The organism is Streptomyces sp. ISL-94 (assembly GCF_018614075.1).
Taxonomy (GTDB): Bacteria; Actinomycetota; Actinomycetes; order Streptomycetales; family Streptomycetaceae; genus Streptomyces.
The window spans coordinates 116,092-142,628 of the sequence record NZ_JAGGOZ010000013.1; the positions used below are offsets into that span (position 1 = coordinate 116,092).

At 70.0% G+C, this 26,537-nt stretch carries 15 protein-coding genes; 7 read left to right on the top strand and 8 right to left on the bottom strand.

Annotation, left to right across the window (positions count from 1 at the left end; genetic code table 11):
• The first annotated feature begins 59 nt into the window (after positions 1-59).
• Positions 60-3,362, top strand: a complete 3,303-nt coding sequence (locus tag J7E94_RS04300) for a type ISP restriction/modification enzyme (RefSeq protein ID WP_215012416.1) — start codon at positions 60-62, stop codon at positions 3,360-3,362.
• On the opposite strand, the gene J7E94_RS04305 is transcribed toward J7E94_RS04300, so the two are convergent.
• Positions 3,357-3,776 (bottom strand): hypothetical protein, encoded by a 420-nt coding sequence (locus J7E94_RS04305; RefSeq protein ID WP_215012419.1) that lies wholly within the window; start codon positions 3,774-3,776, stop codon positions 3,357-3,359. The two genes, J7E94_RS04300 and J7E94_RS04305, sit on opposite strands and share 6 nt — an antisense overlap.
• Before the next feature lie 79 nt (positions 3,777-3,855).
• Between J7E94_RS04305 and J7E94_RS04310 the strand changes: the two genes are divergently transcribed.
• Entirely contained in the window at positions 3,856-4,545 is a 690-nt protein-coding gene (locus J7E94_RS04310) for a hypothetical protein (protein ID WP_215012420.1), read from the top strand.
• Positions 4,546-4,611: 66 nt separating this feature from the next.
• On the opposite strand, the gene J7E94_RS04315 is transcribed toward J7E94_RS04310, so the two are convergent.
• Positions 4,612-5,103 carry an ATP-binding protein gene (locus J7E94_RS04315; RefSeq protein ID WP_215012422.1) on the bottom strand — a complete coding sequence of 164 codons (492 nt, stop codon included), beginning with the start codon at positions 5,101-5,103 and terminating at the stop codon, positions 4,612-4,614.
• A 227-nt stretch (positions 5,104-5,330) separates the two neighbouring features.
• Between J7E94_RS04315 and J7E94_RS04320 the strand changes: the two genes are divergently transcribed.
• Positions 5,331-6,197, top strand: coding sequence for a Scr1 family TA system antitoxin-like transcriptional regulator (locus tag J7E94_RS04320; protein WP_308344531.1), 867 nt, complete (start codon positions 5,331-5,333; stop codon positions 6,195-6,197).
• Entirely contained in the window at positions 6,194-6,400 is a 207-nt protein-coding gene (locus tag J7E94_RS04325) for a DUF397 domain-containing protein (protein WP_215012423.1), read from the top strand. Before J7E94_RS04320 ends, J7E94_RS04325 begins: the two co-directional genes overlap by 4 nt.
• An 84-nt stretch (positions 6,401-6,484) precedes the next feature.
• Here J7E94_RS04325 and J7E94_RS04330 read toward each other — a convergent pair whose 3' ends face one another.
• The 4 genes from J7E94_RS04330 to J7E94_RS04345 form a co-directional block, all read right to left on the bottom strand.
• Positions 6,485-10,804, bottom strand: a complete 4,320-nt coding sequence (locus J7E94_RS04330) for an Eco57I restriction-modification methylase domain-containing protein (RefSeq protein ID WP_215012424.1) — start codon at positions 10,802-10,804, stop codon at positions 6,485-6,487.
• On the bottom strand, positions 10,801-14,052 hold the full coding sequence (gene drmD / locus J7E94_RS04335) for a DISARM system SNF2-like helicase DrmD (RefSeq protein WP_215012425.1): 3,252 nt from the start codon (positions 14,050-14,052) through the stop codon (positions 10,801-10,803). Before drmD ends, J7E94_RS04330 begins: the two co-directional genes overlap by 4 nt.
• A gap of 159 nt (positions 14,053-14,211) precedes the next feature.
• On the bottom strand, positions 14,212-15,474 hold the full coding sequence (locus J7E94_RS04340; protein ID WP_215012426.1) for a serine/threonine-protein kinase: 1,263 nt from the start codon (positions 15,472-15,474) through the stop codon (positions 14,212-14,214).
• Positions 15,475-15,657: 183 nt separating this feature from the next.
• Entirely contained in the window at positions 15,658-16,599 is a 942-nt protein-coding gene (locus tag J7E94_RS04345) for a serine/threonine-protein kinase (RefSeq protein ID WP_215012427.1), read from the bottom strand.
• A 142-nt stretch (positions 16,600-16,741) separates the two neighbouring features.
• On the opposite strand from J7E94_RS04345, the gene J7E94_RS04350 reads away from it, so the two are divergent.
• The 3 genes from J7E94_RS04350 to J7E94_RS04360 all read left to right on the top strand — a co-directional run bounded on the left by J7E94_RS04350 (position 16,742) and on the right by J7E94_RS04360 (position 23,660).
• On the top strand, positions 16,742-18,727 hold the full coding sequence (locus J7E94_RS04350; protein ID WP_215012429.1) for an N-6 DNA methylase: 1,986 nt from the start codon (positions 16,742-16,744) through the stop codon (positions 18,725-18,727).
• A gap of 998 nt (positions 18,728-19,725) precedes the next feature.
• Positions 19,726-22,392, top strand: coding sequence for a SpoIIE family protein phosphatase/ATP-binding protein (locus J7E94_RS04355; RefSeq protein WP_215012431.1), 2,667 nt, complete (start codon positions 19,726-19,728; stop codon positions 22,390-22,392).
• Positions 22,393-22,514: 122 nt separating this feature from the next.
• On the top strand, positions 22,515-23,660 hold the full coding sequence (locus tag J7E94_RS04360) for an extracellular solute-binding protein (RefSeq protein ID WP_308344533.1): 1,146 nt from the start codon (positions 22,515-22,517) through the stop codon (positions 23,658-23,660).
• 326 nt (positions 23,661-23,986) lie between these two features.
• Here J7E94_RS04360 and J7E94_RS04365 read toward each other — a convergent pair whose 3' ends face one another.
• Both J7E94_RS04365 and J7E94_RS04370 read right to left on the bottom strand, forming a co-directional pair.
• On the bottom strand, positions 23,987-26,101 hold the full coding sequence (locus tag J7E94_RS04365; RefSeq protein ID WP_308344534.1) for a SpoIIE family protein phosphatase: 2,115 nt from the start codon (positions 26,099-26,101) through the stop codon (positions 23,987-23,989).
• A 168-nt stretch (positions 26,102-26,269) separates the two neighbouring features.
• A complete protein-coding gene (locus J7E94_RS04370; protein WP_215012433.1) occupies positions 26,270-26,455 on the bottom strand; it encodes a hypothetical protein in 186 nt (61 codons plus the stop codon).
• Between the last annotated feature and the right edge of the window lie 82 nt (positions 26,456-26,537).

The window sequence follows — 26,537 nt, forward strand, 5'->3', positions numbered from 1 at the left end:
TTCGCAGGAGGGGCTGGTCCCGTATCTCGTCCGGGGCCGGAGGGATGGGGGGACGATCCATGGCTGACGCACGTCTTCAGTGGCTCCAGGAGGCCGTTTCCGTCTTCGGCGCCGAATGCAAACGGAACCTGTCGGGCCCCGGTGACCGCGAGGCAGCCATCCGCAGCCCTCTGGAGCAGCTGTTCCGCACGATCGCCGCGCACCATGCCCGCCCCGACATCGGCTGGTACCCGGAGACCCGCATCCCGCACCTGGGGGTACGACCCGACTACGCCGTGCGCGTCAACAAGGACGTGACCGGCTACATCGAGGTGAAGCGGCCCGGAAAGAGCATCGACCCCGACTCCTTCACCGGTCACGACAAGAGGCAGTGGGAACGCCTGCGCGACCTCCCCAACCTGCTCTACACCAACGGGACCCACTGGCGTGTGTTCCAATACGGCGCGCCGGTCGGTGCGGAGGTCGTGCTGTCGGGCAGCTTGAAGAGTGCCGGGGAGAAACTGAACCCCTGCGACCTCGCCGCCTTCGACGCATTGGCACAGGCCGTGCTTTGCTGGGAACCGCCGGAGATCCGACGCGTTTCGGTACTCGTCCAGCACATCGCTCCGCTGTGCCGCCTGCTGCGCGAGGCCGTACGGGAACAGCTACGGGCCGAAGCCGGGCTGAACGCGGCCGACGCCGCCGCCGACCGTCCTTTCACCGGCCTCAGAAGCGACTGGCGCCGGCTGCTCTTCCCCACCGCGGACGACGCGACCTTCGCCGACGGCTATGCCCAGACGGTCACCTTCGCGCTGCTTCTCGCCCGCACCGAGCACATCCCGGTAACCGACACGAGCTTCCACGAGATCGGCCGCCGCCTCAATGCGGGCCACGCCCTGATGGGCAAAGCCCTTCAGCTGCTCACCGACAATGTCAACGAGCGGTTCGAAGTGACCTTGAACCTCCTCGCCCGTACCGTCGCGGCCGTCGACTGGGAGACCATCCGGCAGGGCAACCGGGACGCCTACCTCCACCTCTACGAGTCGTTCCTCTCCGCCTATGATGACAACCTCCGCCAGCGCAGCGGCTCGTACTACACCCCGCACCAGGTCGTCGAGGAGATGGTGCGGATCGCCGAAGAGGTACTGCGCACCCGCCTCGGCAAGACGCGCGGCTACGGCGACGAGAGCGTGTACATCGTCGACCCCGCGATGGGAACCGGCACCTACCTGCACACCGTCATCGAGCGGGTGGCGCGACAGGCTGCCGAGCGGCACGGCGAGGCCATGGCACCCGACGCGATCGGCCGGCTGGCTCAGCGACTGTACGGCTTCGAGCTCCAGATGGGCCCGTTCGCCGTCGCCGAACTCCGGGCCGCCGACCTGCTCAAGAAGCACGGCGCCCCACTCCCGCCGGGCGGACTCAACCTCCACGTCACGGACACGCTCGACGACCCCTACGTCCAAGAGGAGCAACTCGCCTCTACGTACGCCGCCCTCTCCGTGTCACGCGCTCGCGCCAACCACGTCAAGGCCAACGTCCCCGTCACCGTGGTCATCTCCAATCCGCCGTACGACGACAAGGCGGAGAACCGCGGCGGGTGGATCGAGAAACGGGTGAAAGGTCAGGGCCGTCCTCCCCTGGACGACTTCCGGTATCCGGGCAACGGCCGCTACGAGCACGCACTGAAGAACCTGTACGTCTACTTCTGGCGCTGGGCCACCTGGAAGGTCTTCGACGCCCATGCGGACGACCGGCACGGCGTCGTCTGCTTCATCACCCCGTCGGCGTTCGCCACCGGTCCCGCCGGGCGGGGCATGCGCGACTATCTGCGCAGGACGTGCGACGAGGGGTGGGTCATCAACCTGTCGCCGGAGGGGCAGCGATCGGACGTGGCCACCCGCGTGTTCCCCCATGTCGCCCAGCCGTTGTCGATCTGCGTGTTCGTACGGCGCTCCGATCACGACTCCGACCGTCCCGCGCGCATCCACTACCGGGCCCTGCAGGGCAAGCGGCCGGAGAAGTTCACCCAGCTCCGGGAGGTGAGTCTGGACGACGGGGGCTGGCGGGACGCGCATGCGCGAGGGGTGCGGCCGTTCACTCCGGCCACCTTGTCCGGGTGGGACGACTATCCGGCGCTGGACGAGGTGTTTCCGTGGGCAAGCCTTGGCATCACGTCTAACAGGTCCTGGGTGACCTCTCCTTCAACGGCGGTTCTTGAACGTCGATGGGCTCGTCTCAGCGGTGAGACGGACCCGGAGGCCAAGGCCCTCCTGTTCAAGGAGACTGATAGCCGCAGTCTCGATTCGCGGCCGGCAAGCCTGTCAGGGTTTACGCATCCCGACCGGCGCATGTTCGATGAGCTTCAGACCAGCCCACGGCTCTTACGGATCGGACTACGGAGTTTCGACCGCCAGTGGCTCATCGCGGACAACCGAGTCATCGACCGGCCTCGGACGGAACTGTGGGAGTCGTTACAGCCGGGGCAGGTATTCCTCAATCAACAGAGCAGCCATGAGATACACAGCGGTCCCGCGCTGATGGCAACCGCGCTGTTACCGGACACCCACCACTTCAACGGCCGAGGCGGAAGGGTGCACCCCGTCCTCCATCCCGACGGCGGTGCCAATGTGCCTACCGGACTGCTCCGGTACCTGGCCGGTGCCCTCGGCGCGGACGAGGTGACCGTGCACGACCTCGCCGCCTACGCCGTGGCCGTCGCCGGGCACAGCGCCTTCACGGAGCATTTCGCCGAGGAACTGCTCACCCCAGGTGTCCGGTTACCCCTCACCCGAGACCCGGTGCTGTGGAGCGAAGCGGTCCGCGTCGGCCGCGAGTTCCTGTGGGCGGCGACATACGGCGACGTCAGCACCCCTCCAGCCGGGCAGGAGCCGGGCCAGGAGAGCGTCGCCTTCCCGGCGGGAGACCCGCGGCAGGTGCGGTACGAGACGGGGATCGGCACCACCGTGCCCGACGCCCTCGGCTACGACACGGAGACCGGCACCCTGCGCGTGGGGCCGGGCACCTTCACGGGTGTCCCGCCCGAGGTCTGGAACTACGAAGTCGGCGGGATGAACGTCGTCAAGAAGTGGTTCGGTTACCGCAAAGCCTCCCCCACCAGCCGGAAGACCAGCCCGCTCGACGACATCCACATCACGTCCTGGCCGAGCGAGTGGACCGGGGAACTGATCGACCTGCTGTCCGTCCTGCGGCGGCTGGTCGACCTCGCACCCGCGCAGCAGGCGCTCACCACGAAGATCGTGGGTTCGCCGGTCATCACCGTCACCGACCTCACATCGGCGGGCGTGCTCCCGCCGCAGCCCGGGGCGACTCGCGCCCGTCGCCGCGTCGTCCTTGACTTCGGCCGGGCGGACGAGTCATGAGCGGTCGGCGCCCGTCTCACCGGTGCGGACGTAGGACTTCGCCTGCTCCAAGTTCCATGTCCCCTCCGCGAGTCGTCTCAGGGCGAGCCCGGCGGGGCGGGGCGCCGCGCCCGTGGACACGGTGTCGGCGAAGGATGCCACCGCGCTCAGGCGAGCCGTCAGCTCGTCGCACTCCGCCGCGCGCAGGGCCGCCGCTCCGAGCGGGGTGAGCGCGAGGCTGCCCAGGTCGCCACCCCGCCGCTCCACCAGTCCGGCCCACACCAGGGTCGGCAAGGCGTCCCGGATCTCGTCCGTGTCGAGGTCGCGGGCCAGATAGGACTCCGGTTCCCTTTCGGGAGCCGGGAGGTCACACAGATCCAGTTCCTGCAACAGGTGTTGTTGGAGCGGCGAGAGCTGACCGCTGGAAGCGAGCATGCTCCCAGTATGGCCCGCGTCGTGTGCGACACCGTCCCGATATCGAGGTGTTGATGATGCGATACGCGACACTCAGACCATGAGCGCGACCGAGGTGGCCATCATGCCGGACGGCACTGCGGTCCCCGGCCGCGACGAGGTGCTCAGCCAGAAGATCCCGTTCGACCGGGCGCGTTGGCTGCCCTGCCTGCCCGGCCCGGACTGGTGGCCCGCGGAACTCGACGACTGCCCAACGGTGGCCGGCCGGACCAGGGTCGACCGCAGCACGGTCTTCGGCATCGCCCGGCGCTCGGACACCGCCGAAGGCCGACGCCACCTTCTGACCGCAGCCCTCGTCTGGGGCACCGGGACCAGAGCCCAGTCGGTCGCGCGGCGCGCACGCGTCTTCGCGGAGTCCCCGCCCCGAGACATCGATACGCACCTGGGAGCCGCCTTGGGCATCCTCCAGGAGGAGGGGGCCGTCGCGGCGTACTACGCCTTCAACAACGACCACCGGATCAGGTTCCTGGGCCCGGCGTTCTTCACCAAGGTGCTGTACTTCGCCGGGCACGAGCAGTGTGCTGGGGCGTGGCGTCCGCTGATCCTGGACCGTTTCGTCGCCCTGGCTCTGCGGGCAGTCGACTCCGGCGAGAAGTGGCGCGGAGGAGGCTGGACCACGCCGCGCTACAGCCGCTACCTGGCTCTCGCCCATGACCACGCACAACGGGAGGGAGTCCTGCCGGACCAGATAGAGGCCGCGTGGTTCGCCCAGGGCAGGCGGCTGGTCTGACCCGGGCGACGGCGTCGAGCCCCGCCGTGGAGGCTCTGCCAGGCAGGTGGGCCGGAGGCTGGACTGTTACGTGCCGTGCGTCTGATGGTCGGTGTTCGGTGGGGCGTGTCCGTGGGTGAGGATCTCCGCCCAGACGGTCTTCGTGTACGCGTCGCGGACCGTGTATCCGCAATGGTCGGCGTATGCCTGGACGAGCAGCAGTCCGCGGCCCGAGGTCTCGTCGCCGGGCGGTGTCATCACGAGTGGTGGGAGGCGCTCGGGGCGCGTGTCCGTCACCTCGACGCGGAAGCGGTCGGGCAGGAGGAGCAGCGTCAACCGGAAGTCCCGGCCGGGGAGGCGGCCGTGGCGGATGGCGTTCGACGCCAGTTCGGCGGTGACGAGGGCGACGGCACGGGCCGGGTCGGAGTCGTACGGGAGGCCCGTCCACTCGGTGAACGGCTGGACGGCGAGCCGGCGGGCGAGGCGGGCACCGCGCCTCGTGCTGCTGAAGCGCAGGGTCAGTTGGCGGACTGGCGTGAGAGGCGGCTTCGCCGCGGCGGTGAGCTGATGGTCGGTCACGGTGTCAGCGTGACGGGGTGCCTGCACCGCTGACCAGGTACGACGGCCGTACGTCCCCTTCGTCGTACGGCGGGGGTGGCCGGCGGTGGGCTTGGTTGTACGGGGCTTGTACGGGCGTTGTACGGGTCCGGCGCGTGTCCCGGTTCCCGCGCGTCGCGTTGGACATGAACCGGTGGCGAGCGCGGCCGTGGGCGGGGCGCGGAGCGGGATGGGAAGGGCGTGGGACTGTGAGGACGGTACGGGACGTAAAGGACACGCGGACGGGGCGGGGCGCGAAGACCAAGGACGAGGGGCCCGATGTGCCGGGGGTTTGGTCGGCGTACGGGGTGCTGTTGCAGTACCTGCGGAAGCGGACCGGGTTGAACCAGCAACAGCTCGGGGATGCGATCGGCTACTCGCTGGAGCAGGTCGCCTCGGTGGAGCAGGGGCGGCGGCCGGCGAAGGCCGCGTTCACGGCGGCGGCGGAGCAGGCGCTGGAGGCGGGCGGGGTTCTGGAGGCGCTCCAGGAGGAGGTGGATAGGGCGAAGTTGCCTCGGTTCTTCCGTAACTTCGCGTTGATCGAGGCGGAGGTGGTGAGCCGGTTCTCGTACGATCCGCTGCTGGTGCCGGGGCTGTTGCAGACGGAGGAGTATGCGCGGGCAGTTTTCGCCGGGCACTGTCCTCCGCTCAGCGAGGAGATCATCGACCAGCACACGGAGGCGCGGCTGAGTCGGCAGAAACTACTCACGCGGATGCCGCTCGCTGAGTTGTCCTTCGTCATCAGTGAGGAGGCGTTGCGCGATCCGGTGGGCAGCCCGGAGGTGATGCGCGCACAGTGGCAACGACTGCTGGAGGTGGGCGCGTTGCGGAATGTAGATGTCCAGGTCATGCCCGCCCAGCGGGGCTTCCACCCAGGCAAGAACGGTCCGTTCGTAGTGGCGGAGACGCACGAGCACAAGCACCTCGGTTACTTCGAGTCCCAAGGCGTGGGGTGCGTCGTCTCAGAGCCCACCGAGGTCAGTGCCTTCGCCATGCGATATGGCAAGCTGCGATCGCAGGCCTTGAACGTCGAGGAGTCCGCGCGACTCATCGAACGGATGGTGGGAGAAACATGAGCGTGGAGCAGATGGCCGAGCACGTGTACGGGCTGCACTGGTTCAAGAGCAGCTACAGCGGATCGGACGGCGGCGACTGCGTGGAGGTGGCCGCCGGCCTGGACGCTGTGTACGTACGTGACTCGAAGGCCGTGGGTGACGGGCCGGTGCTGCGGGTGGGCCGGGGCGAGTGGGCGGCGTTCGTGGCACTCGCGGTGGGGTAGGGCCGACTACAGCTTCTGAGCGGAACAACGGGCTCGCTCACGTCACTGGGGTGACGTGAGCGAGCCCGTTGTCATGCCGACGGCTCAGAACAGGGCGCCCTCAGCGCCCTCACCGAAATCCGACCCACCTCGCGCGGCAAGCTGCTCCTTGCGCTTCCGGATGGCTTCGGGTGAGGGTGGGGGCAGGTCAGGGTGCTTCTCCCTCGCCTTCTTCTCCGTCACGCCCTTGTGCAGGCCGAGATGAACCTCGTCGGCGTATGCCTGGTGGTTCAGCTGGCGCAGGCGGTCGATGATTTCGGTCCGGGCGGGTAGGCCAACGGTGTAGCGGACGCCCTGGTCAGTCTCGTGAAAGCCGTGGTCAAGCGAGAAGGTTTTATAAGTAAGATCAACCGGCACCGTCTCTCCGGACTCATCCAGGAGGTCGTGCCAGCCATACGCTTCAACAGCACCCTTGTCGATCTCTTTGTGTATACGGCGGAGTTCGACGATTTCCTCGTCCTGACACTCGGGATTGTGAAACAGCTTGTAGGTGTCGGTAAGACCCAGGTTACGAGCGGCCATCAAATCACGGCGATGCGAGTTCAGTTGAGCACCTACGCGATACAGATGTTCCGGCAGTCGAGGGCGAACGAGGGTCTCAAAGACATCACTCGAGGTGTAACGCAGATCACCCTTCATGGTGGAGGCACGATCAATTGACCACCAGTAGTGCGGCGCACTGGAGAGAAAGGCCAGGAGAGCAAGATCGTCGGAAGCGAACACGATCAGCTGTTCACTGAACACCTGTCCTGTTGCGACAAGCATCGGCATGATCACCTTGCTCACTCGAGCAACAACTAGACACTGCTCCAACGACGCAATCGCGCTGTACATACCTGGTGCCCGCTCAGCGAACTGCCACCAGCGATCACGCCGTGCGGCACGATTGTTGAGTTCCCGCTCAGGCCTGACTTCACGGAGAACCTTCGCGTACGCCCTGGGATACCTCTTCGCAACGCTTTCCTCCCAGCCACGGAAGAAGATGATCCACCGCACCGGATCCCTCATGGTCCGCTGATTGAGATCTTGCCCATTCAAGTATGGGAAAAGGACGTCATTGTACGACTTATCCTCGGCAATCCATGCCCTCGCATCCTGCTCGGGCAGGGTGAACCCCAGACTGTCAGCTTTGCTGCCATTGAAAGAGAAGTTCGCATTCCCCTTCAAACGTTCGCCCCAAGAGCTCATCCTCGTGTCTGCGTTGAGTGATGACGAAATCCCGTTCGGGATGGCAAGATCATCCAACACAGAGAGGGAATCAGGGCCCGGAGTAACCGAACTGGACCATACTGCACAGTACTCAAGCGCAGCCGACCTCGACGGCCAAGGACGGCTCTTGATGGCTCTGCGAATCTGAACACCTCGCGAAATAAGCTGATCCAGGCCAACTTCACGGGTGTCTCCCTGAGCTAGGGTATTCGTGGCAATCAGGGCTCCTTGCCCCGCCGCGTTCATCAGATCGTGCACCCTCAGACAGAAGTACCCGACGAGGTCAGCATTTCCTCGTCTACCTCGCGCGACATTCTCCACCGAGTACTCGCGGTAAGCGTCCCCGAACGCTCCTGTGATTTTACTGCCCCCAAGAAAGGGAGGATTCCCTACAATGGCGTCGAAGCCTCCCCGTCGGGTGAACACCTCCGGAAACACCAACGGCCAATGCACCGGCCGCCGTTCCAACGCCCCCTCCGGCAGCTCCGCCCCCAGCCACTCCTCCGCCGTAGCCCGAGCTGCCCGCACCACCTCGGAGTCGTCCTCGACCCCGTCCTCCATGATCCGCTGCACGATCCACGCAGCCCGAGGGAACAGGTCCCTGACCCGCTCCCCGCCGTCCTCCTCGTACCAAGGCACCCGCCCCGAAGCGCAAGTAGCCAGCGCCGCACCCGTAATGAGGTCGCCCACCAACCGCAGTCGCCGCGAATGCCGGTTGACCTCCTCCAGCCGCTCCCGCTTCTCCTGGAGCGCAGGCAGGTCAACCCCCTTGATGGCCGTGATGGCCAACCGCTCCTGCGTCAGCTGGTCCACCATCTGCCGCGCTTGCTCAGCCAGGATGTCGGTCTGCTGCCCCGGCTTCATGTGCACCGACTGGATCTGGTCCATGGTGTGCACGCCCAGCAGCGAGTCGCCCGCCACCAACCGGTCGTCCAGGAACGTGAACGGTCGCCCTGGGTCCATCGACACCAGCCACAGCGACAGCTTGGCCATTTCAACCGCCATCGGGTTGATGTCGACCCCGTACAGGCAGTGCTCGATGATCTGGCGCCGCGCCTCCACGACCACCGGGTCCTGTTCGGCGTCCGCCGCCGTCACGGCGTCCACCGCGCGGCCGGCCCGGTACGCCATCGCCTTCAGGTCGCCGTCGTTCTCCTTGGCCTCGATGAGCCGGTCCGCCAGGTAACGGCACGCCGCCACCAGGAACGCCGCCGAGCCCATCGCGATGTCCGCGACCTTGAGGTCGAGGATCTGGTCCGCCGACTTCAGGCGCCACTCCCCCGTGTCCGCCGTCTGGAGCGGGCCCGGCTCGTACACCAGCGGCTCCAGCGCGTGCAGCACGACCTCCTCCGCGAGGAAGCGGGGCGTGTAGTGCGTGCCCGTGTTCTTGCGGAGGGAGGACTCCGTGACGTACAGCGCGCCGTTCGGGATGACCGTCGGCAGGCCCCGCAGGTCGTCCCGGAGGATGCCGACGAAGGGGAGCAACCGCTCCGTGAGCGCCGGGTCCTTCGTCACCGCGTTCAGGCGGCGACGGGCCTCCGCCGACGCCTCCGCCCCGAGCGGCGCCAGCTTCTTCTCCAGCTGGCCCGCCGTCGCCGGGGGCTTGGGGTCCTTCCACTTCTCGTGGACGGACTTGGCGAGCGTCCCCACGGAACCGCCGGCCTTCGCCGCCAGCGCCTCCAACTCCCGCAGCGTGACCTCGTGTTCCAGACCATCCGGGCCGATCAACCCGACCATGTGCTCGGTGGCCCTGCGCCCGTCGTACGACAGCAGGCCCTCGTACACATAGCCGATCTGCTCGACGTGCAGCGCGCGGAAGCTGAGCGTACGGACTTCCCGGTCCTTGCCCTTTCCGACGCGGACTTCCTGTACGGCCTGGAGGATGTGGAGCACCGCGCGGTCGTCGATCGGGAGGAGCGGGGTGGTGCGCTCCAGCCACGGGTATTTGTCCGGGTCGAAGATCGAACCGTCGTACGCCGGCAGGTGGAAGCCGGAGCCGGGGTGGTCCACTCCCCCGTGCACGGCGTGGAAGAGGGCGATCAGGCGGTGCCACGCGGACGTCGTGTGCTCCAGCGACGTCTCGCCCTCCTCGTCCGCCCGCGCCTTCAGCTCGTCGCGCAGGAAGCGGGCGGAGTAGGAGCGGGCGTACACCTCGTTGTCCGCCGGGAGCAGGCCCCGCTCCTCCGCGAACAGCAGGAAGACGATGCGCATCATGACGGCCACCGCGCCGCGGTAGACCTCGCCCGCGCCGACCCCGGACGCGTGGAGGCCCGGCGCCCCGTGCTCGACCGCGCGGACGTCCGCGCGCCCTATGGCGTCCACGAGGAGTTCGACCGCCTGGCGGACCTGGACGCCCAGCGCCTCGGTGACGTCCTCGCCCGCCGCGAGGCTCGCCTTCAGCAGGCCCACCAGCGTCTCGGCGTCGTCGTACTCGAAGAAGCGGCGGCGGCGCAGCAGGGACACGAACGCGCGGACGACGTTGCGCTCGGCCCGCTCGTTCCAGCCGATGGAGTCGAAGACGGCCGTGGTCGTGACGCCGCCGAGCGGGGCCCAGACCAGGCACCACCAGCGGCCGTCGGTGACCAGGCCGAGCGGTACGCCGTGGTGGCGCAGGAGCCGGGCCAGGCGGTCGGCGGGGGCCGCGGACCAGTCGCCGCCACCGCCGACGCGGGCCGTGGGCGCCGTTCCGGCCGGGACCGTCATGCCGAGCAGGCGTACCCGCTTGGCGGCCGACTCCGCGTCCGGTTCGACCGCGAGGTCCGTGCCCGGTTCGACCAGCGCGAAGTCGGGGCGCACCTCGGTGTTGTGCTCCGCGACGCGCAGGGTGAGGCGGTCGAGGCCGTGGTGCTCCGAGTCGCCCTGGCGGAACGCCAACGTGTCGTCCCAGCCCAGCAGGCGGCCGAGCACGTAGGCCACCCACTCGTCGCGGCCCGCCGTCGTGTCCGTCTGCCAGTCGGCGTGGCGGGCGCGCAGGCGGGCGCGCTCGTCCTTCTCCAGGGCGTCCAGCTGGGGCCAGGCGCGCAGCAGGACGGGCATGGTCAGGAAGGGGCCGGAGACCTCGGTGAGGTCGAGCCACTCCTGGTGCTGCCGGCGGCCGTCTACGGCCTGTGCCTTGGCTGCGGCTACTCCGGAGCTCACGGGGCGGCGGGGGCTCATCGGCGGGCTTCCTTTGCGGGGATCACGAAGACGACGGCGGCGGGGAAGAGGTGGGAGCGGGGCTCGCGGTAGCGGGCGGCGATGGCGGCGAGTTCGCGTTCGCGTTCGGCGGGCAGACCCTTCAAACGGTCGTCCCAGCGGCGGCGGTCGTCCTCGAACTGGCGGCGCTCGTGGCCGGTCAGCTCGTGGGTGGACAGCAGCGCGAGCTGTTCGCCCTCGCCCTCGCCCTCCTCCTTGAGCTTGGCGCGCAGGGTGGCCTCGAAGCGGTCGAGGGTCGCGGTGATACGGCGTTCCTCCTCCGCCCGGCGGTCGGCGAGCCTGCTCTCCAGCTGGCGGCCGAGTTCGCCGGCGCGGGCCTCCAGGGACCGGTAGAGAGGATCGCGGAGCTTCGACCAGGCATCCGTGAGTTCCCTGCGCAGGTGCGGGGCCGCCTCGATGCCCGCCGTGAGGGCCTGGGAGAGGACCCTGCCCTGCTCACCCACCGACTCCCAGCGGCGGAAGCGGCCGGTGTCGCCGAACCAGCCGCCCGCGTACAGCACTTCCTCGTGCAGGCGGGTGCCGTCGGCGCCGACGAGGACGTACCGCGCGTACGCGGAGACGAGGGTCGTGGTCACGGCCGGATCGTCGGACACGACGGCGGTGACGCGGTGCAGGCCGATCGAGTCCGCGTTCCAGACGGCCGCGGTCAGCAGCCGCGTGGAGAGCGCCACGAGCGGGTGCTTGAGGTGGGCGAGGACCACGTCGTCCCTGCCCTGGGCGGCCACCGCCGGGGAGAAGGTGAGCGGGCGCTGCTCGCCCTCGCGGAGCTTGTGGGCGAGGCCGCGGGTGGCCCGCTCCCAGCTGCCGGACAGGGGCTGTACGTCGAAGAGGTCGCCCGGCTCGAAGTCCTCCGCTCGCAGCGGGGACGGCAGCAGGGGCGGTTGGTTGTCCAGCGCCAGCGCGGTGTCCACGACACGCTTGACGTTGCCCGGGGTGAGGCCGAGCGCGCTGACCGTCTCGTCGTACTGGTCTGCGAGCCGCTTCGTCTGCGCCGTGACGTTCTGCTCGGGGGCGACCTCGCCGCCCGTGCGGCGGCCCTTGATCGGCTTGGGCTTGGCGTTCTCGATGTCGACCGGTGCGGTGTCGCCGGTCATCCGGCGCTGTACGGCGTCGGCGAGGACGGCGTTGACGGAGCCGAGGTCGTGCTCCATGCGCGCGACCTTCTTGGCCACCCGGGAGAGGAATTCCAGGTCGGCCTCGTACGAGCCGGCCTGCGCCTGCTGCCAGCCGGAGCCGATGAAGTGGGTGATCTCCGGGTCGTGCTTCTGGCCCCAGCGGTCGATGCGGCCGATGCGCTGTTCGAGCTTGTTGGGGTTGAAGGGGATGTCGTAGTTGATCAGGCGGTGGCAGTGGTTCTGGAGGTCGATGCCCTCGCCGGCGGCGTCGGTGGCCAGCAGGATGCGGACCTTGCCCTCCGCGCGGGACGGGTCGGCCTGGAAGCCGAGGCGGATGCGCTCACGCTCATCGGTCGGCAGGCCACCGTGCAGCCGCTCGACGCGGCCCCCGTCGGTGAGTTGCTCCTGCTGGAGGAGGTCATGGAGCCACTTCTGGGTGTCGCGGTACTCGGTGAAGACGACGACCCGTTCGTTCGTCCAGTGCTTGCCGTCGGACGTCCGGCAGATCGCCTTGAGTTCGCGGATGAGCGCGTCCGCCTTGGAGTCGGGCGCGGCCTCGTGGGTGAGGGCCCAGCGCTCCATTTCCTGGAGCAGGTCCAGTTCCTGGCCGTCCTCGGCCGGGGTGAGCGAGGTGGAGCGGGTCAGGGCGTCGTCCTCGGCGTCGACCAGACCCGTGTCGTCGAGATCGGCGACGAGGTCGGCGAACTCCTCCAGCCACTCGGGGACTTCGGCTGCGGCTGTGCGGCCGCGCGCGGGGCCTGTGTCCTCCAGGTGGGAGAGGTAGACCTGGACGGTGTGGAGGAAGGCCGCCGGCGAGGAGAACAGCCGCTTCTTCAACAGGAGGGTGACCAGGTCGGCGGCGCGGCGGCCGCCCCGGGCGTTCGGAGTCAGCTTCTTGCGCCGCAACTCGGCGAAGGAACCAAGCAGTTGGTGGATCGCCCGTTCCTGCGGGGTGTAGTCGACGGAGAGTTCGAGGGTCGTGCGGGCGCGGAAGCGGGGCGTGCCGTCGGCGTTGGTGACCGTCGACTTCAGGCGTCGTACGACGGTGTCCTTGAGCGCTTCCTTGTCCGGGTCCACGCCGCGTGCGAAGCGCTGGTCGTCGATGAGTTCGAGGAGCGCCGTGTACGACTCGGGGTAGCCGTTGTGCGGGGTGGCGGAGAGGAAGAGACGGTGCTCGAAGTGCGGGACGAGGCGCCGGATCAGCTTGGTCTGCTGGGAGTCCACCGCGTACACCTGCTTGGGCGCGGCGGGTGCGACGTGGTGCGCCTCGTCGAGGACGAGCAGGTCGAAGAAGCGCTTGTGCTCACCGTCGGGGCTCTCCTCGGGGGCGCCGATGACCTCGTCGAGGAGGCGCTGGGCCTTGTGGCCGCGCAGCCAGGGCAGGGAGACGATGGTCAGCGGGTGGACACGGAAGGGGTTGGCGGCGGTGCCGTGGGTGCGGCGCAGGCGGGCGCAGTGCTCGGAGTCGACGATGGTGAACTCCAGGCCGAACTTCTCGGCCATCTCGTCGCGCCACTTGAGGGTGAGGCCGGCCGGGCAGACGACCATGGTGCGGCGGGCCCGGCCGCGCAGCATCAGTTCCTGCACGACGAGGCCGGCCTCGATGGTCTTGCCGAGGCCGACGTCGTCGGCGAGGAGGAGGTTGACGCGGGGCGCGCCGACCGCCCGGGAGACCGGCTCCAGCTGGTACGGCTCGACGGCGACGCCGGAGCGGAACGGGGCCTGGAGGGTCCTGGCGTCGGCGGAGGCGACGGCGGACCAGCGGACGGCGTCGAGGAACGCGGCGAGGCGGTTCGGGGAGTCGTAGGCGCCGGTGGAGGCGTCCGGCAGGGAACCGGCGGGCAGGACGCGGCGGCCGGGTTCGACCTCCCAGATGACGGAGAGGGTGTCGCCGAAGCGGCCGTCGGCGACGGACTGGAGGTGGAGGAGGGTCGCGGCCCTGCGCTCCTCGGCGCCGGCATCGCCGTCACCGGACCGGGACGGCTCGACGCGGGCGACCACCCAGGACTGGCCGCGTACCTCGACCAGATTCCCTTCTTGGGGGAGCGGCTGCGCCCCCGTCCGCTCGGTCTCGCGCTGAGCTGCTGGCGTCATGGGCGCTGTTCCCCTCGGTGTTCACCTGCCGTCGTCCGTAGACAGTGTCCCGTGTCCTGTCTCCCCTCCGGACCGACGTGACGGCAGATTAGCACGAGCCACTTCCTGTGAACACAGCTTACAAAGCATCGCCTCGGCGCTTGGGATCACCGGTGCTCCTCAGCCCATGCGGCGCAGCCGCTCCAGCAGCTTCCGGCTCCGTCCGCGCCCGGCGTCGGACTCGGGCAGGACCGTCTCCTCCTCCTCGGCCAGGCGGCGTAGCAGCTCCCCGGCGGCATGCCGTTCTCCGGTGCGGATCAGCAGGACGGCGATCTCGTAGCGGGTGTCCAGCACGGCGGGGTGGCCCGGCCCGAGCAGGCTGCGCTGTTCGGCGAGGACGGACTTCAGCTCGCCCAGGGCCTCACGGGTGCGGCCGAGCGCCCCCGCGCACAGGGCGGCTCCGACCCGGGCGGCGAGCGTGCCCGCGCGGTCGAGGCCGGGGCCGGCCATCAGCGCGCGGTACTCCTCCAGAGCGCGGGCCGGACGACCCGCCCGGCGCAGGGCGGCCAGCTCGGCCAGCCGCGGGTGAGCGGGCGCGGTGCCGGTGACGGGAGCCGGTCGGGGCGCCCAGGCCCCGAGCAGGGCGGCCACCTCCTCGGCGGAGGCGGGCCGGTCCTCGGGCTTCTTCTCCAGCAGCCGCTCGACCAGCGTCCGCAGGCCGTCCGGTACGCCGGGACGGCGATCGGCGAGCGGCGGGACGGGGTCGTTGGCGTGCCGGTGGTACAGCATGAACGGGCTGGCGTCCGTGAAGGGGGGCGTGCCGGTGAGCAGTTCGTACAGGACGCACCCCAGCGAGTACAGGTCGCCGGCGGGCACGGTTCGGCCGACGGCCTGTTCGGGCGCCATGTAGACGACCGTGCCGGGAGTGGCGTTGGCAGCGGTGAAACGGGTCTCGCCCGGCTGGGGCTCCAGCGCCGCGGCGACCCCGAAGTCCAGGACCTTGATCTCCCCGTCGGGGGTCAGCATCAGGTTCGACGGCTTCAGGTCGCGATGCACGACCCCCTGACCGTGGGCGTAGGACAGCACCTCGGACACCTGGCGGGCCACGTCCGCCGCCTGCTCGACGCGTAGGGGGCCGTCGTTCTTGAGGACGGCGTCCAAGGCCCGGCCCGGGACGAGATCCATGACCAGATACAGCTCGCCCTCATGGTTGCCGTGGTCGTGGACGGCGGGGACGCCCGGGTGCCGCAGGCGACCGGTCAGGCGGATCTCGCGCAGGAACCGGCGCTCCAGCGTGCTCAGTTCGGCACCGCGGCCGCGCGTCGCGAGGAGCTTGACGGCGACCTCACGGTCATGGTCGCGGTCGTGGGCCGCCCAGACGACGCCCATCCCGCCCCGGCCCAGCTCGTGCGTCAGCTCGTACCGTCCAAGGCTCCGCCGCATCGCGCCCCGCCCCCAGTTCCGGCGCCTGCCGCGCCCGCCGCCTCCCGCGGCCGGGAGCCTCACGGCACCCCGCCGACCGGGCCATTCTGTCACCGGTCATGAGACTCCGGCGCCGCGTGTGACCAGAGAAGTGCGGGCTGCGACGATCAGAGCGCCCTCCCCGGACCGGGGTGACACCGTCGTTCACAGGGGCATCGGGCCCTGGGGGACCAGGAACGGACGGCGCGGGTCCTCGGGCGGAGTCCGCCTGACGGCCAGCCCGGGATCCGGCTCCGGCAGGTGGGGCGCCAGGCCGGCGTAGACCTCGGCTGCCGACGCGGGACGGTCGTCCGGCCGCTTGGCCAGCAGGGCAGTGATCAGGTCCTGGAGATCGCCGGGCACACGCACCCCCGCGTCGGCGACGAGGGGTGGGCGCGAGGCCAGGTGGTGGGAGGCCAGGAGCGCCGGCTGATCCGTGGGGAAGGGCGTCTCTCCGGTGAGCATGTGGTGCAGCAGGCAGCCCACGGCGTACAGGTCACTGCGGCCGTCGAGCCGGTCCCGGCCGGCCAGCAGCTCAGGAGAGGCACAGATGAGGTTGCCGACGCCCTCGCCGGTCGTCGTCAGCTGTGGGTCGGTGTCGCTGAGCAACTTGACCAGGCCGAAGTCGAGGATCTTCACGACGCCGTCGCGGCGGACCATGACGTTCTGCGTCTTGAGGTCACGGTGCACGAGGTCGGCCGCGTGGACCGCTGACAGCCCGGCGCACAGCTGAGCGGCGACGGCGGCGGCAGAGGGGACGTCGAACCGACCGTCCTCCTGCTGGTCGAAGAGGTACTCGAGCGTGGTGCCGTCGATCAGTTCCATCACCAGACAGCACATGTCGTCCGTGATCGACGCGTCGAAGACCGTGGCGACGTTCGTGTGATCGAGGCGCGCGGCCGCCCGCGTCTCCCTGCCGAACCGTGTAAGGGCGGCGTCACGGCTGCTCGCCACGGCCAGCAGTTCCGTGGTGACGGTCTTCACCGCGACGGGCCGGTCAAGAGGCAGGTCGCGACCCTGCCACACCTGCCCCATCACTCCTCGGCCCAGCACGGACTCCAGCCGATAGCGGTCACTGAGCACCATTCCCGGCGTGAGACTCCACATGTGCCGACCTCCACATTCCCTGCACAACAGGATGGAACGTACACGCTGTGAACAAAGTCAATGAGGGTAGTAGCCTTTCCTGCATGAACGGCCGCTGGGAACGCCGACCAGCCCAGCCGCCAAGTACCTCGGAGACTGAACCATGAGTGCCCATGACGCCGTCCCGGTCAGCCTGGCCGAGATCGCCCGGATCGCGGGTGTCGGGCGAGCCGCCGTGAGCAACTGGCGCCGCCGCCACGACTCCTTCCCCACCCGGATCGGGGGCACCGACGTCAGTCCGCAGTTCTCGCTGGCAGAGGTCGAGCAGTGGCTGCGTGACAACGGCAAGCTCCGGGACATCGGCGGCCGGGAACTCCTCTGGCCGCGCTTCGAGGCACTCGGCAGCCGGAACGAGTCGGGGCTGGCCATCGCCGAGGCGGCTCGCCGGATGCGTTCCCCCAGGGCTCGGATCGCCCATCCCGAGCTCTCCGCGCAAGCCCGTGACCTGGTGGCCCAAGCGGCGAAAGCAGGACGGGAAGAGGGACCGCGCGAGACCTTCGAGTTCCTGCTGCAACGCTGGCTGGAAACCCATGTCCGACAGCTCAGTACCACGCCGCCGCAGCTCGCCGCGCTGATGGCCCGGATCGCCCTCGCCGTCCGCCTCGGCCCGGCACAGGGCGGACTGACCCTCCTCGATCCCGCGTGCGGTACCGGGCACCTGGTCGCCGCGGCCGTGCAAGAGTACGACAGCCCTGGGCTGGAGATACTCGCGTGCGAACGGGACCCGGCGCAGGCCGCGTTGACGGCCGGCCGACTCGAGTTCCTCACGGAGGACCGCGACATCCGGACGCGGATCGCCACCGCCGACACACTGCGAGACGACCCGTTCGCCGAAGCGAAAGCCGACGTCGCACTGTGCAACCCCCCCTTCAACGAACGCGACTGGGGCTACGAGGAGCTCGCCACCGACCAGCGCTGGACGCACGGCCTGCCACCTCGCACCGAGCCCGAACTGGCCTGGGTGCAGCACCTGCTCTCCCACCTCAAGCCGGGCGGGGCCGCCGTGGTCGTCCTTCCGCCGGCCGTCGCGTCACGCAAGGCGGGCCGCCGTATCCGCGGCTCACTGCTGCGCACCGGAGCGCTCCGAGCGGTCGTTTCCCTGCCCCCTGGCAGCGCCCAACCGCACAGCGTGTCACTCCAGTTGTGGATCCTCCGCGCGGCGTCGGACGACCCTGCGGCCGCTCCCCCGAGCCAGGACGCCCTCCTGGTGGACGCCACACGTTTCGCGAGGTCGGGAACGCGCGAGCCCAGCCCCGACTGGGACAGCCTCGGTTCGTTCGTACTCACCTCGATGGCGACCCTCGACCAGGCGGGCCAGGAGCCGCCGCAGGGCGCCGTCCACGTGCCCCTGCTCGACCTTCTCGACGACGAGGTGGACGTCACTCCGGGGCGCTACACCGCGGCGACGGCCGAACCGTCCCGCAAGGAACTCGCCGACAAGTGGGACGAGTTCGGGTCGTTGCTGACCGATCTGGCCGATCATGCGCGGCATCTGTCCGCACTCGGCTTCGAGGCCGGTACTCCCCAGACCACGACGACGGTGGGGGACCTCGCCAAAGCAGGGGCACTGACACTGCGCGCCGGCCAGCAGCCGCCGGATTCGGTCGCACCGGCTCGCGGAGCCTGCGTTCCGCTCCTCACCATCGCCGACCTCCTGCACGACGGCAGTCCCAGCGGGGTGGTCCCCACCGGCTCGGCCCCAGCCATCGCCGAGGAGGGCGACGTCGTGATCGCCGGAGTGGCTCGAGCCTTCAAGGCGTGGGTCCACGAAGGATCGCCGATGGCCCTGGGCCCTCAGCTCTACATCCTGCGGGTGGATGCGGAGAAGCTGGAAGCCCACTTCCTCGCCGGCTGTCTGCGCGCGCCGGCCAACGGGCGCCAGGCAGGCACCCACGCCTCCAGTTCGTCGAGGGTCGACATCCGGCGTCTGCAGGTGCTGCAGCTGCCCCTTGAGCAGCAGATGGCGTATGCGGAGACGTTCCGTCGTCTCCGTGCCTTCGAAGAGCTGCTCACCGCAACTGACAGTTCGAGCAAGGGGTTGGTGAGCGACATGAGTGATCGACTTGCGGCAGGCGGGCTGACCGCCTGACCTTGTTCGGCCGGGGTGGCCCACACCGTTCCGGCTTCCCCTGGGGCTGTCCGCACATGGCCAACCTGCGCGCTGACCAGAAACGCAAGCGGAAGCTGATGGCGATGCTCGACCGGCACGGACTCTGAACGGCCGGAGTATCCGACGGTCGTTTCCGTGTTTCGGGGCGTACTGCGCGCCTGCGCCGCTGTTGTCGTCACCGACGTGGACGATCACGTGGATGAGGAAGACGGCGAGCGGTGCGGCGCCTCCTGCTCCCTTGCCGGTGGCGGTCGTGACGCCGACGAGCAGCGGCAGTACGAAGGACACGGAGAAGGCCGGGCCCATGAAGCGGCGGACTGGGCGATCACGTCGACAAGCGACATGATCCGGGCGGGGAACCGCGCCTCAAGGCGTCTCGTACGGCGTGGTGGGCGGCGGCGCCTCGATTCCGTACTGCTTCAGCAGGGCCGCGATCTCCAGGGCCATGGGCATGACCCTGCCGGCCCGAGCGCCCTCGGACCGGGCACCAGCCGACGGTAGGCGCGCGATGGCCGGCGCGTGACCACGGGGCCTATCGCGGACCCCGGGCCGGGCCGCCGGTCGACCCGTGCCCCTCGTCTTAGCGCCGGTCGACGAGGACCAGGAACAGGGCGAGGAAGTTAAACCAGCATGACTTCTTGCACGGCCTGTGGGCGTGGGATCCCACATCGGCGTGGCGGCGGCCCTGATCCCGCCCGCGCCGCCACGCGCCAGCACCCCCTCGCTCTGCGGAGGGGCGCCCGGATCGCTACTGCTCGGCGACCGTCGCTCCACGCTGCCGACGACTTATAGACGTTAGAAAATGGAGTATGAGCGACCTCCTTGGACATGTCCGGCGTTGGCTGCTCGGCTCGACCACGAGCTCTTCCGCTCCCCCTCGGCGTCCCTGCTCAGGACACCACCAGGAGCATCAGGAGCACGCCCAGCCCCTCAAGGGAAGGGCGCCGCGGCCGCAGCGTCTGTCCTCCCTGCTGAGCGTGCGCAGCGTGGCCGGCGAGGTGTTCCTCCTGCAGCTGGCCGTCGTGGTGCTTCTCGTCGCCGCCGCGGTGGTGGCGCTCGTGGTGCAGGCCCGGAGCGACGCCATGCTGGACGCCCGGGACCGTACGCTCGCCGCCGCCGGAACGTTCGCGGAGTCTCCGGGAATCGTCGCCGCCCTGCGCAGCCCCCATCCGAGCGCGGTGCTACAGCCGAGCGCCCAGGCGGCCCGGAAGATCGCCGGGGTCGACGGCATCAACGTGTACACACTCGACGGGGTCACCCTCACCCACAGCGACCCGCGGCAGATCGGGAAGCACGTCGTCGGCCCCTTCTCCAAGGCGGCGGCCGGCAAGTCCTTCACCGAGACATTCGAAGGGTCCCTGGGGCAGTCCGTGGTCTCGGTGGTCCCCGTCAAGGACTCCGACGGCCGCGTCATCGCCATCGTCTCCTCCCCGGTCACAGTCCAGAACGTCCAGAACATGGTGAACCGGCAGCTGCCGGTCGTCCTCGGCAGCGCAGCCGCGGTGCTCGCCCTGTCCGCGGGCGGGACGGCTCTGGTGAGCCGTCGGCTGCTGCGCCAAACCCACGGCCTGGGACCAGCCGAGATGACGAGGATGTACGAGCACCACGACGCGGTGCTGCACGCGGTGCGAGAGGGCGTACTGATCGTCGGCGGCGGCGGACGGCTGCTGCTGGCCAATGACGAGGCGCGGCGGCTGCTGGATCTCCCGGTGGACGCAGAAGGGCTCTCCGTCACGGACCTGGGTCTGGAGGAGGGGATCGCCGATCCCATCGCATCGGGCCGTTCCGCGACCGACGAGCTGCACATGGCAGCCGATCGGCTGCTGGCGGTGAACATCCGGCCCACCGCCCCCTTCGGTCAGGCCGGGACCGTCGTCACCCTGCGGGACACCACCGAGCTGCGGGCGCTCTCCGGCAGGGCCGAGGTGGCCCGAGAGCGGCTGAAATTGCTCTACGACGCGGGGGTGCAGGTCGGAACGACCCTGAACGTGGAGCGCACCGCGGAGGAACTGGCTGAGGTGGCGGTCCCGCGGTTCGCCGACGTGGTCACGGTCGACCTGCTGGACCCGGTGCTGCGCGGCGAGGAGCCGCCCGAAGCGAGCGCCGAGATGCGCCGCACCGCCGTCGTCGGCCTTGAGGGCGACCACCCGCTCTCCCCCGTGGGCGAGCTGATCCGGTTCGCTCCCACCGGTCCCATGGCCGCCGGGCTGGCCGGCGGCCGCGCGGTCCTGGAGGCCGACCTGCGCGCCACCCACCGCTGGCGGGCCCAGCACCAGGCCAACGCCCTGCAGATCCTGGACCGCGGCATCCACTCCCTGATCGTCGTGCCCCTGCGGGCCCGGGGCGTGGTGCTGGGGATGGCCGGCTACTGGCGGGGGCAGGACTCCCCGCCGTTCGACGACGAGGACGTGTCCTTCGCCGAGGAGCTGACCGCCCGGGCGGCCGTGTCCGTCGACAATGCCCGCCGCTACACCCGCGAGCACACCATGGCCGTCACCCTGCAGCGCAGCCTGCTGCCCCGGGGCGTACCGGAGCAGTCCGCCGTCGAGGTCGCGCACCGCTATCTGGCCGCCCAGGCCGGGGTGGGCGGTGACTGGTTCGACGTCATCCCGTTGCCCGGCACCCGGGTGGCCCTGGTGGTCGGCGACGTCGTCGGCCACGGTGTCCACGCCGCCGCCACCATGGGCCGCCTGCGCACCGCCGTGTACAACTTCTCCACCCTCGACCTGCCCCCGGACGAACTCCTGAGCCACCTGGACGAGCTGGTCGCCCACATCGACACCGACGAGCAGGAGTGGCAGGGGATCACCGGAGCCACCTGCCTGTGCGCCATCTACGATCCCGTCTCGGGGCGGGTGACCGCCGCCGCCGCCGGGCATCCGGGCCCCGCTCTGGTCGGCCCCGACGGAACCGTGTCCTTCCCCGAGGTGCCGGTCTCCCCGCCGCTGGGCCTGGGCGCGGGTATGCCCATGGAGACCACGATGCTCACCCTGCCCGAGGGCTCCCGGCTGGCACTCTTCACCGACGGGCTGATCGAGAGCCGCGACCGCGATCCGGACGCCGGCCTGGCAGCGCTGCGCGCCGCCCTGTCCGGGCCCGCCCGCACCCCGGAGGAAACCTGCACCGCGGTGATCGACGCGATGCTGCCCACCAGGCCCAGCGACGATGTCGCGCTGCTGGTGGCCCGCACCCGCCTGCTGGACCCGGCGCGGATCGCCGAGTGGGACGTGTCCCCCGACCCCGCGGCGGTGTCCCCGGTGCGCAACGCCTGCGCCCGCCGACTGGCAGACTGGGGCCTCGAGGACATCGCGTTCACCACGGAACTCATCCTCAGCGAGCTGATGACCAACGCCATCCGCTACGGCTCCGAGCCCATCCGGGTGAGGCTGCTGTACGACCGCTGCCTGGTCTGCGAGGTCTCCGACGGGTCCAGCACCTCGCCGCACCTGCGCCGGGCCGCGGACACCGACGAGGGCGGCCGCGGCCTGTTCCTCGTCGCGCAGTTCGCCGAGCGCTGGGGCACCCGCTACACAGCCCGCGGCAAGATCATCTGGAGCGAGCAGGCGCTCCACGACGGGGCCGCACCGGCCGCGATGGATCTCGGGGAGGCGCTCCTGGCCGGATGGGACGACGAGGGGTTCTGAGAACGCGCCGGTACGGCAGCCGCAGGGAAGACGGCGGACACCCCCGTCCGGGACTGCGCCGGCGGGGCCGCCGAACGTACGCTGGCCTCGATCGGTACGCGACCGCCCGTTATGGAGCCTTTGTGCCCGCATCCCGTCTCCGGACAGCCTTCGTCGCCGCCTTCCTGGCCCTCGCGGCGGCGCCCCTCGGCGCCTGCGGAGACAAGCCCGTCGCCGCGCCCAGGGCGCCCGCGGTGGCCACCTCGGCCGCGGACGCCGGCGGCATGGCAGCACTGACCGCAGCGGCAAAGAAGGAGGGCTCGCTCAACACGATCGCGCTCCCGCGCGACTGGGCCAATTACGGCGCACTGACCGACGGCTTCGAGAAGAAGTACGGGATCAAGGTCACGAGGGAGAACCCGGAAGGTACCAGCCAGGACGAGATCAACGCCGTGAAGGAGCACAGGGGCGAAGGCCGCGCCCCCGACGTGATCGACGTGGGGGGTTCGTTCGCGCAGGCCGCGGGCCGGCAGGGTCTGCTCGCTCGGTACGAGGTCGCCGCGTTCGACCAGATCCCCGAGGAACAGAAGGACCCGCACGCCCGCTGGTACAACAACTACGGCGGCTACATCTCGATCGGCTGTGACGCCAAGCGCGTGAAGACCTGCCCCTCGACCTTCGCCGATCTGCGCAAGCCCGAGTACAAGGGCCAGGTCGCGCTCAACGGCGATCCCACCAAGTCCGGCTCCGCCTTCGCCGGCGTGTATGCGGCGGCCCTGGCGAACGGGGGCTCCTTCGACGACATCCAGCCCGGTATCGACTTCTTCGCCGAGCTCAGCAAGAACGGCAACTTCATCCCGGTCGGATCCTCACCGGACACGATCGCGAAGGGCCAGACCCCGATCAGCATCGACTGGGACTTCCTCAACCTCGGATACGCCGACCAATTCCGCGAGAAGGGCGCGGACATCGACTGGCGGACCGCCATCCCCTTCGACGGCAGCTTCGCCGAGTACTACGCGGGCGGGGTGAACAAAGACGCCCCGCACCCCGCAGCGGCACGTCTGTGGCAGGAGTACGTCTTCAGCCCGGAAGGCCAGAACATCCGGCTCGGCGCCTATGCACGCCCCGTCCTCATGGACGCCATGGAGAAGGACGGCACCCTCGATAAGGCCGCCGCGGAGAAACTGCCGACGGTCGAGGGCACGCCGACGTTTCCGACGAAGGCGCAGACGGAGAAGGCGAGAGGGACCGTCAACCGCGGCTGGGCCGAGGCCGTCTCGGGCTGAGTACCGGAGGCGATCCTGGCCAGGCGCGCCCCCGCCCGTCCGGGCTTGCGCGCTACTCCCGCGACCCACTGCGCTGCTCGGGCACGAGGCAACGAGCCATAGCCTCTAGAGCCTGGGGCGCCACCTGCGGAAACGCCCGGGAGTCAGCTGTAGGACTTGAACATGATTCGAAACACGGAGCAACTCCCGATCTGGTCTGCTCCCTGCCTGCTCTTTGCAGGTCAAGGGCGGTCTCCGCAGATTCCAGCCATTCGCATGTCCGGTCAGCTTTCCCCAAGTGTTGCAGGACTCACGCTTCGAGAAGGCCGACGCACTCAACCCCACGGCTACCGGGTGGTCCCCATCCTGTCCACCGGAGCGGTCGGCGGCTCGGCTTCCAACCGGGCGATGAGCAGGGCGACGTCGTCGTGGTCTTCGGGGCGGCGCAGCTCGCGCAGCAGGAGGTCGCAGGTGTCCTCCAGGTCGCGGTGCGGGCCGGAGAGCAGGGACAGGAGGACCTCGAAACGGTCGTCGAGGGACTGGCCCCGGGTCTCCACCAGGCCGTCGGTGTACAGGACGAGCTGGTCAGCGGGGCTCAGGTCGAGGCGGGTGGTGTGGAAGGGGACGCCGCCCACTCCGAGTGGGGCGCCGGTGGGCAGGTCGAGCAGTTCCGGAGGCCGGCCCGGGCGCATGAGGACGGGGGGCATGTGTCCGGCCATGGAGATGCGGCACTGCTGGTCGTGGGGATCGTAGACCGCGTAGACGCACGTGGTGAAGGTGTGGTCCATGCCTGCGGTCGCCTGGTCGAGGTAGCACAGCACCTGGGCCGGCTCGAGATCGAGCTGGGCCAGGGTGCGGGTGGCGGTGCGCAGCTGCCCCATGGTGGCGGCGGCTTCGATGCCGCTGCCCATGACGTCGCCGATGATCAGGGCGGTCTTGTCACCGGGGAGAGGGATGACGTCGAACCAGTCGCCGCCGATCTCGCTGGTGGCGCCGGCGGGCTCATAGCGGTGGGCGATGCCCAGGCCGGGCCGCTTCGCGGGCCGGTTCGGCAACAGGTTGCGCTGGAGGGTGAGGGCCGCGTGGCGCTGGCTCTGGTACCAGCGGGCGTTGTCGATGCAGACGGCCGCGCGGCCGGCGAGCTCGCCGGCCAGGGTGACGTCGTCGTCGTCGAACGAAGCCGGATTGCCGGCGCGCATCAGGCCCACCACACCGATCACCTCGCCGCGGGCGATCAGCGGCACCGCGAGGTAGGAGTGGACTCCGGCCGCGGCAAGGAGCGCGGCCGCGTCCTCGTCCCGGGCGATGCGCGGCAGATCCTGATCGGTCACCTTCGCCCGCAGGACGGGACTGGCGGTGTTCACGCACTGGGTGACCAGACGGTCGGTGCCGTACTGGACGAGGGCGCCGAGGGGGTCGGGGGCCTGCGTGGCCTCGGTCGGGTACGCGGCGACCACCGCCAGCGCTTTGAAGCGTGCGGGACCGGTCGGCACCCCGGGGGCGCGCAGGCCCTGGAGGACGCTGTCGAGGACATCCACCGTGGCCAGGTCGGCCACCTCGGGCACGCACACCTCGGCCAGCTCCCGGGCTGTCTGCTCCAGGTCGAGGGTGGTGCCGATCCGCACCGAGGCGTCGGCGACCAGGGCCAGGCGGCGCCGTGCCCGGGCGGCGTCGGTGGCCGCCCGGTGCTGCTCGGTGACGTCCACCACCGAGGTGGCCAGGCCCAGCACCCGCCCGGCAGGGTCCTCCAGCCGGTAGAACGAAACCGACCAGGCGCGCTCCTGGCCAGGCTCCTCCGGGAGGTGCCCGACCGTGAAGCGGTTCAGCTGCGGGACACCCGTGGCCAGGACCTCGCGCATCGCCGACTCGATGGAATCCCCCCTCAGGAACGGCGGCGGCTGCCCCGCGATGAACCCGGCACGGTCCTGGGCGGGGCGGCCGCGCATCCCTTCCAGCGCCGGATTGACCAGCACGAACCGCAGCTCGGTGTCCATGACGCCCAGACCGATCGGTGACTGGGAGATCAGCCGCAAGGACAGCGCCAGGTCCCGCTCCACGCGCCGCAGCGTCACCTGGTCGGTGGCGATCCCCAGCGCGTAGAGGTCTCCCCGGTCGTCCTGCAGACGCATGTTGCGGAACTCCACCAGCCGCGTGCTGCCGTCCTTGTGCTTGACCGGAAAGCCGCCCGCCCAGCTCCGCCCGCTCTCCATCACCCGGGCGAACAGCTCGATCACGAGATCCAGGTGCTGCTCGTCGACCAGCAGCCGGCCCGCGAACCGCCCCAGCGCCTCGTCGGCGGAGTAACCGAACAGTTCCTCGGCCTGCGGGCTCCAGAACACGATCCGCCCGCCGTCGTCCAGCACCACCGCAGCCAGGCTCAGCACATCCAGCAGCCCGCCGGGGGCCGCCGGACCCGCACCTGCTCCGCCGAGCTCTACTCGGAACGCATCGGACGTACTCACCGTCCCATCGTCCCCCCGAACCGGCGACGGGGCGCCCGCCAGGCTGCGCAGGCGAGCGGTTACGGAGCGTGTCCGGTCAGGACGTGACGTGCGGGCTCAGGGGCTGGGCCCACGGACCAGGAGCCGCGTTACGCGCCGCGTCGTCCGCCCCGCCCCGCAGCCTCCCCGCTACGCCCGGCCGGCCTGCTGCGTCGTGGCGAGCTGCGGGGTGGTCTCCCCCAGCCAGCCGCGGGCGGCCGCGGCGTCACCGAACTGGAGGAACAGCAAGGTGACGTGGTCCTTCTTGAACCCGGCGAGGATCTCGCCCTGGATCTCGGTGCTCTCACGCAAGGGCAGTGGTACGGCCGCGGCCATGGAGTCTCCCTGGGGACGGGGGCTCTGGTAGAGCGGGGGGAGCGGGTGGAGCGGGTGGAGCGGGGTCCGCCGGGCGGCCACC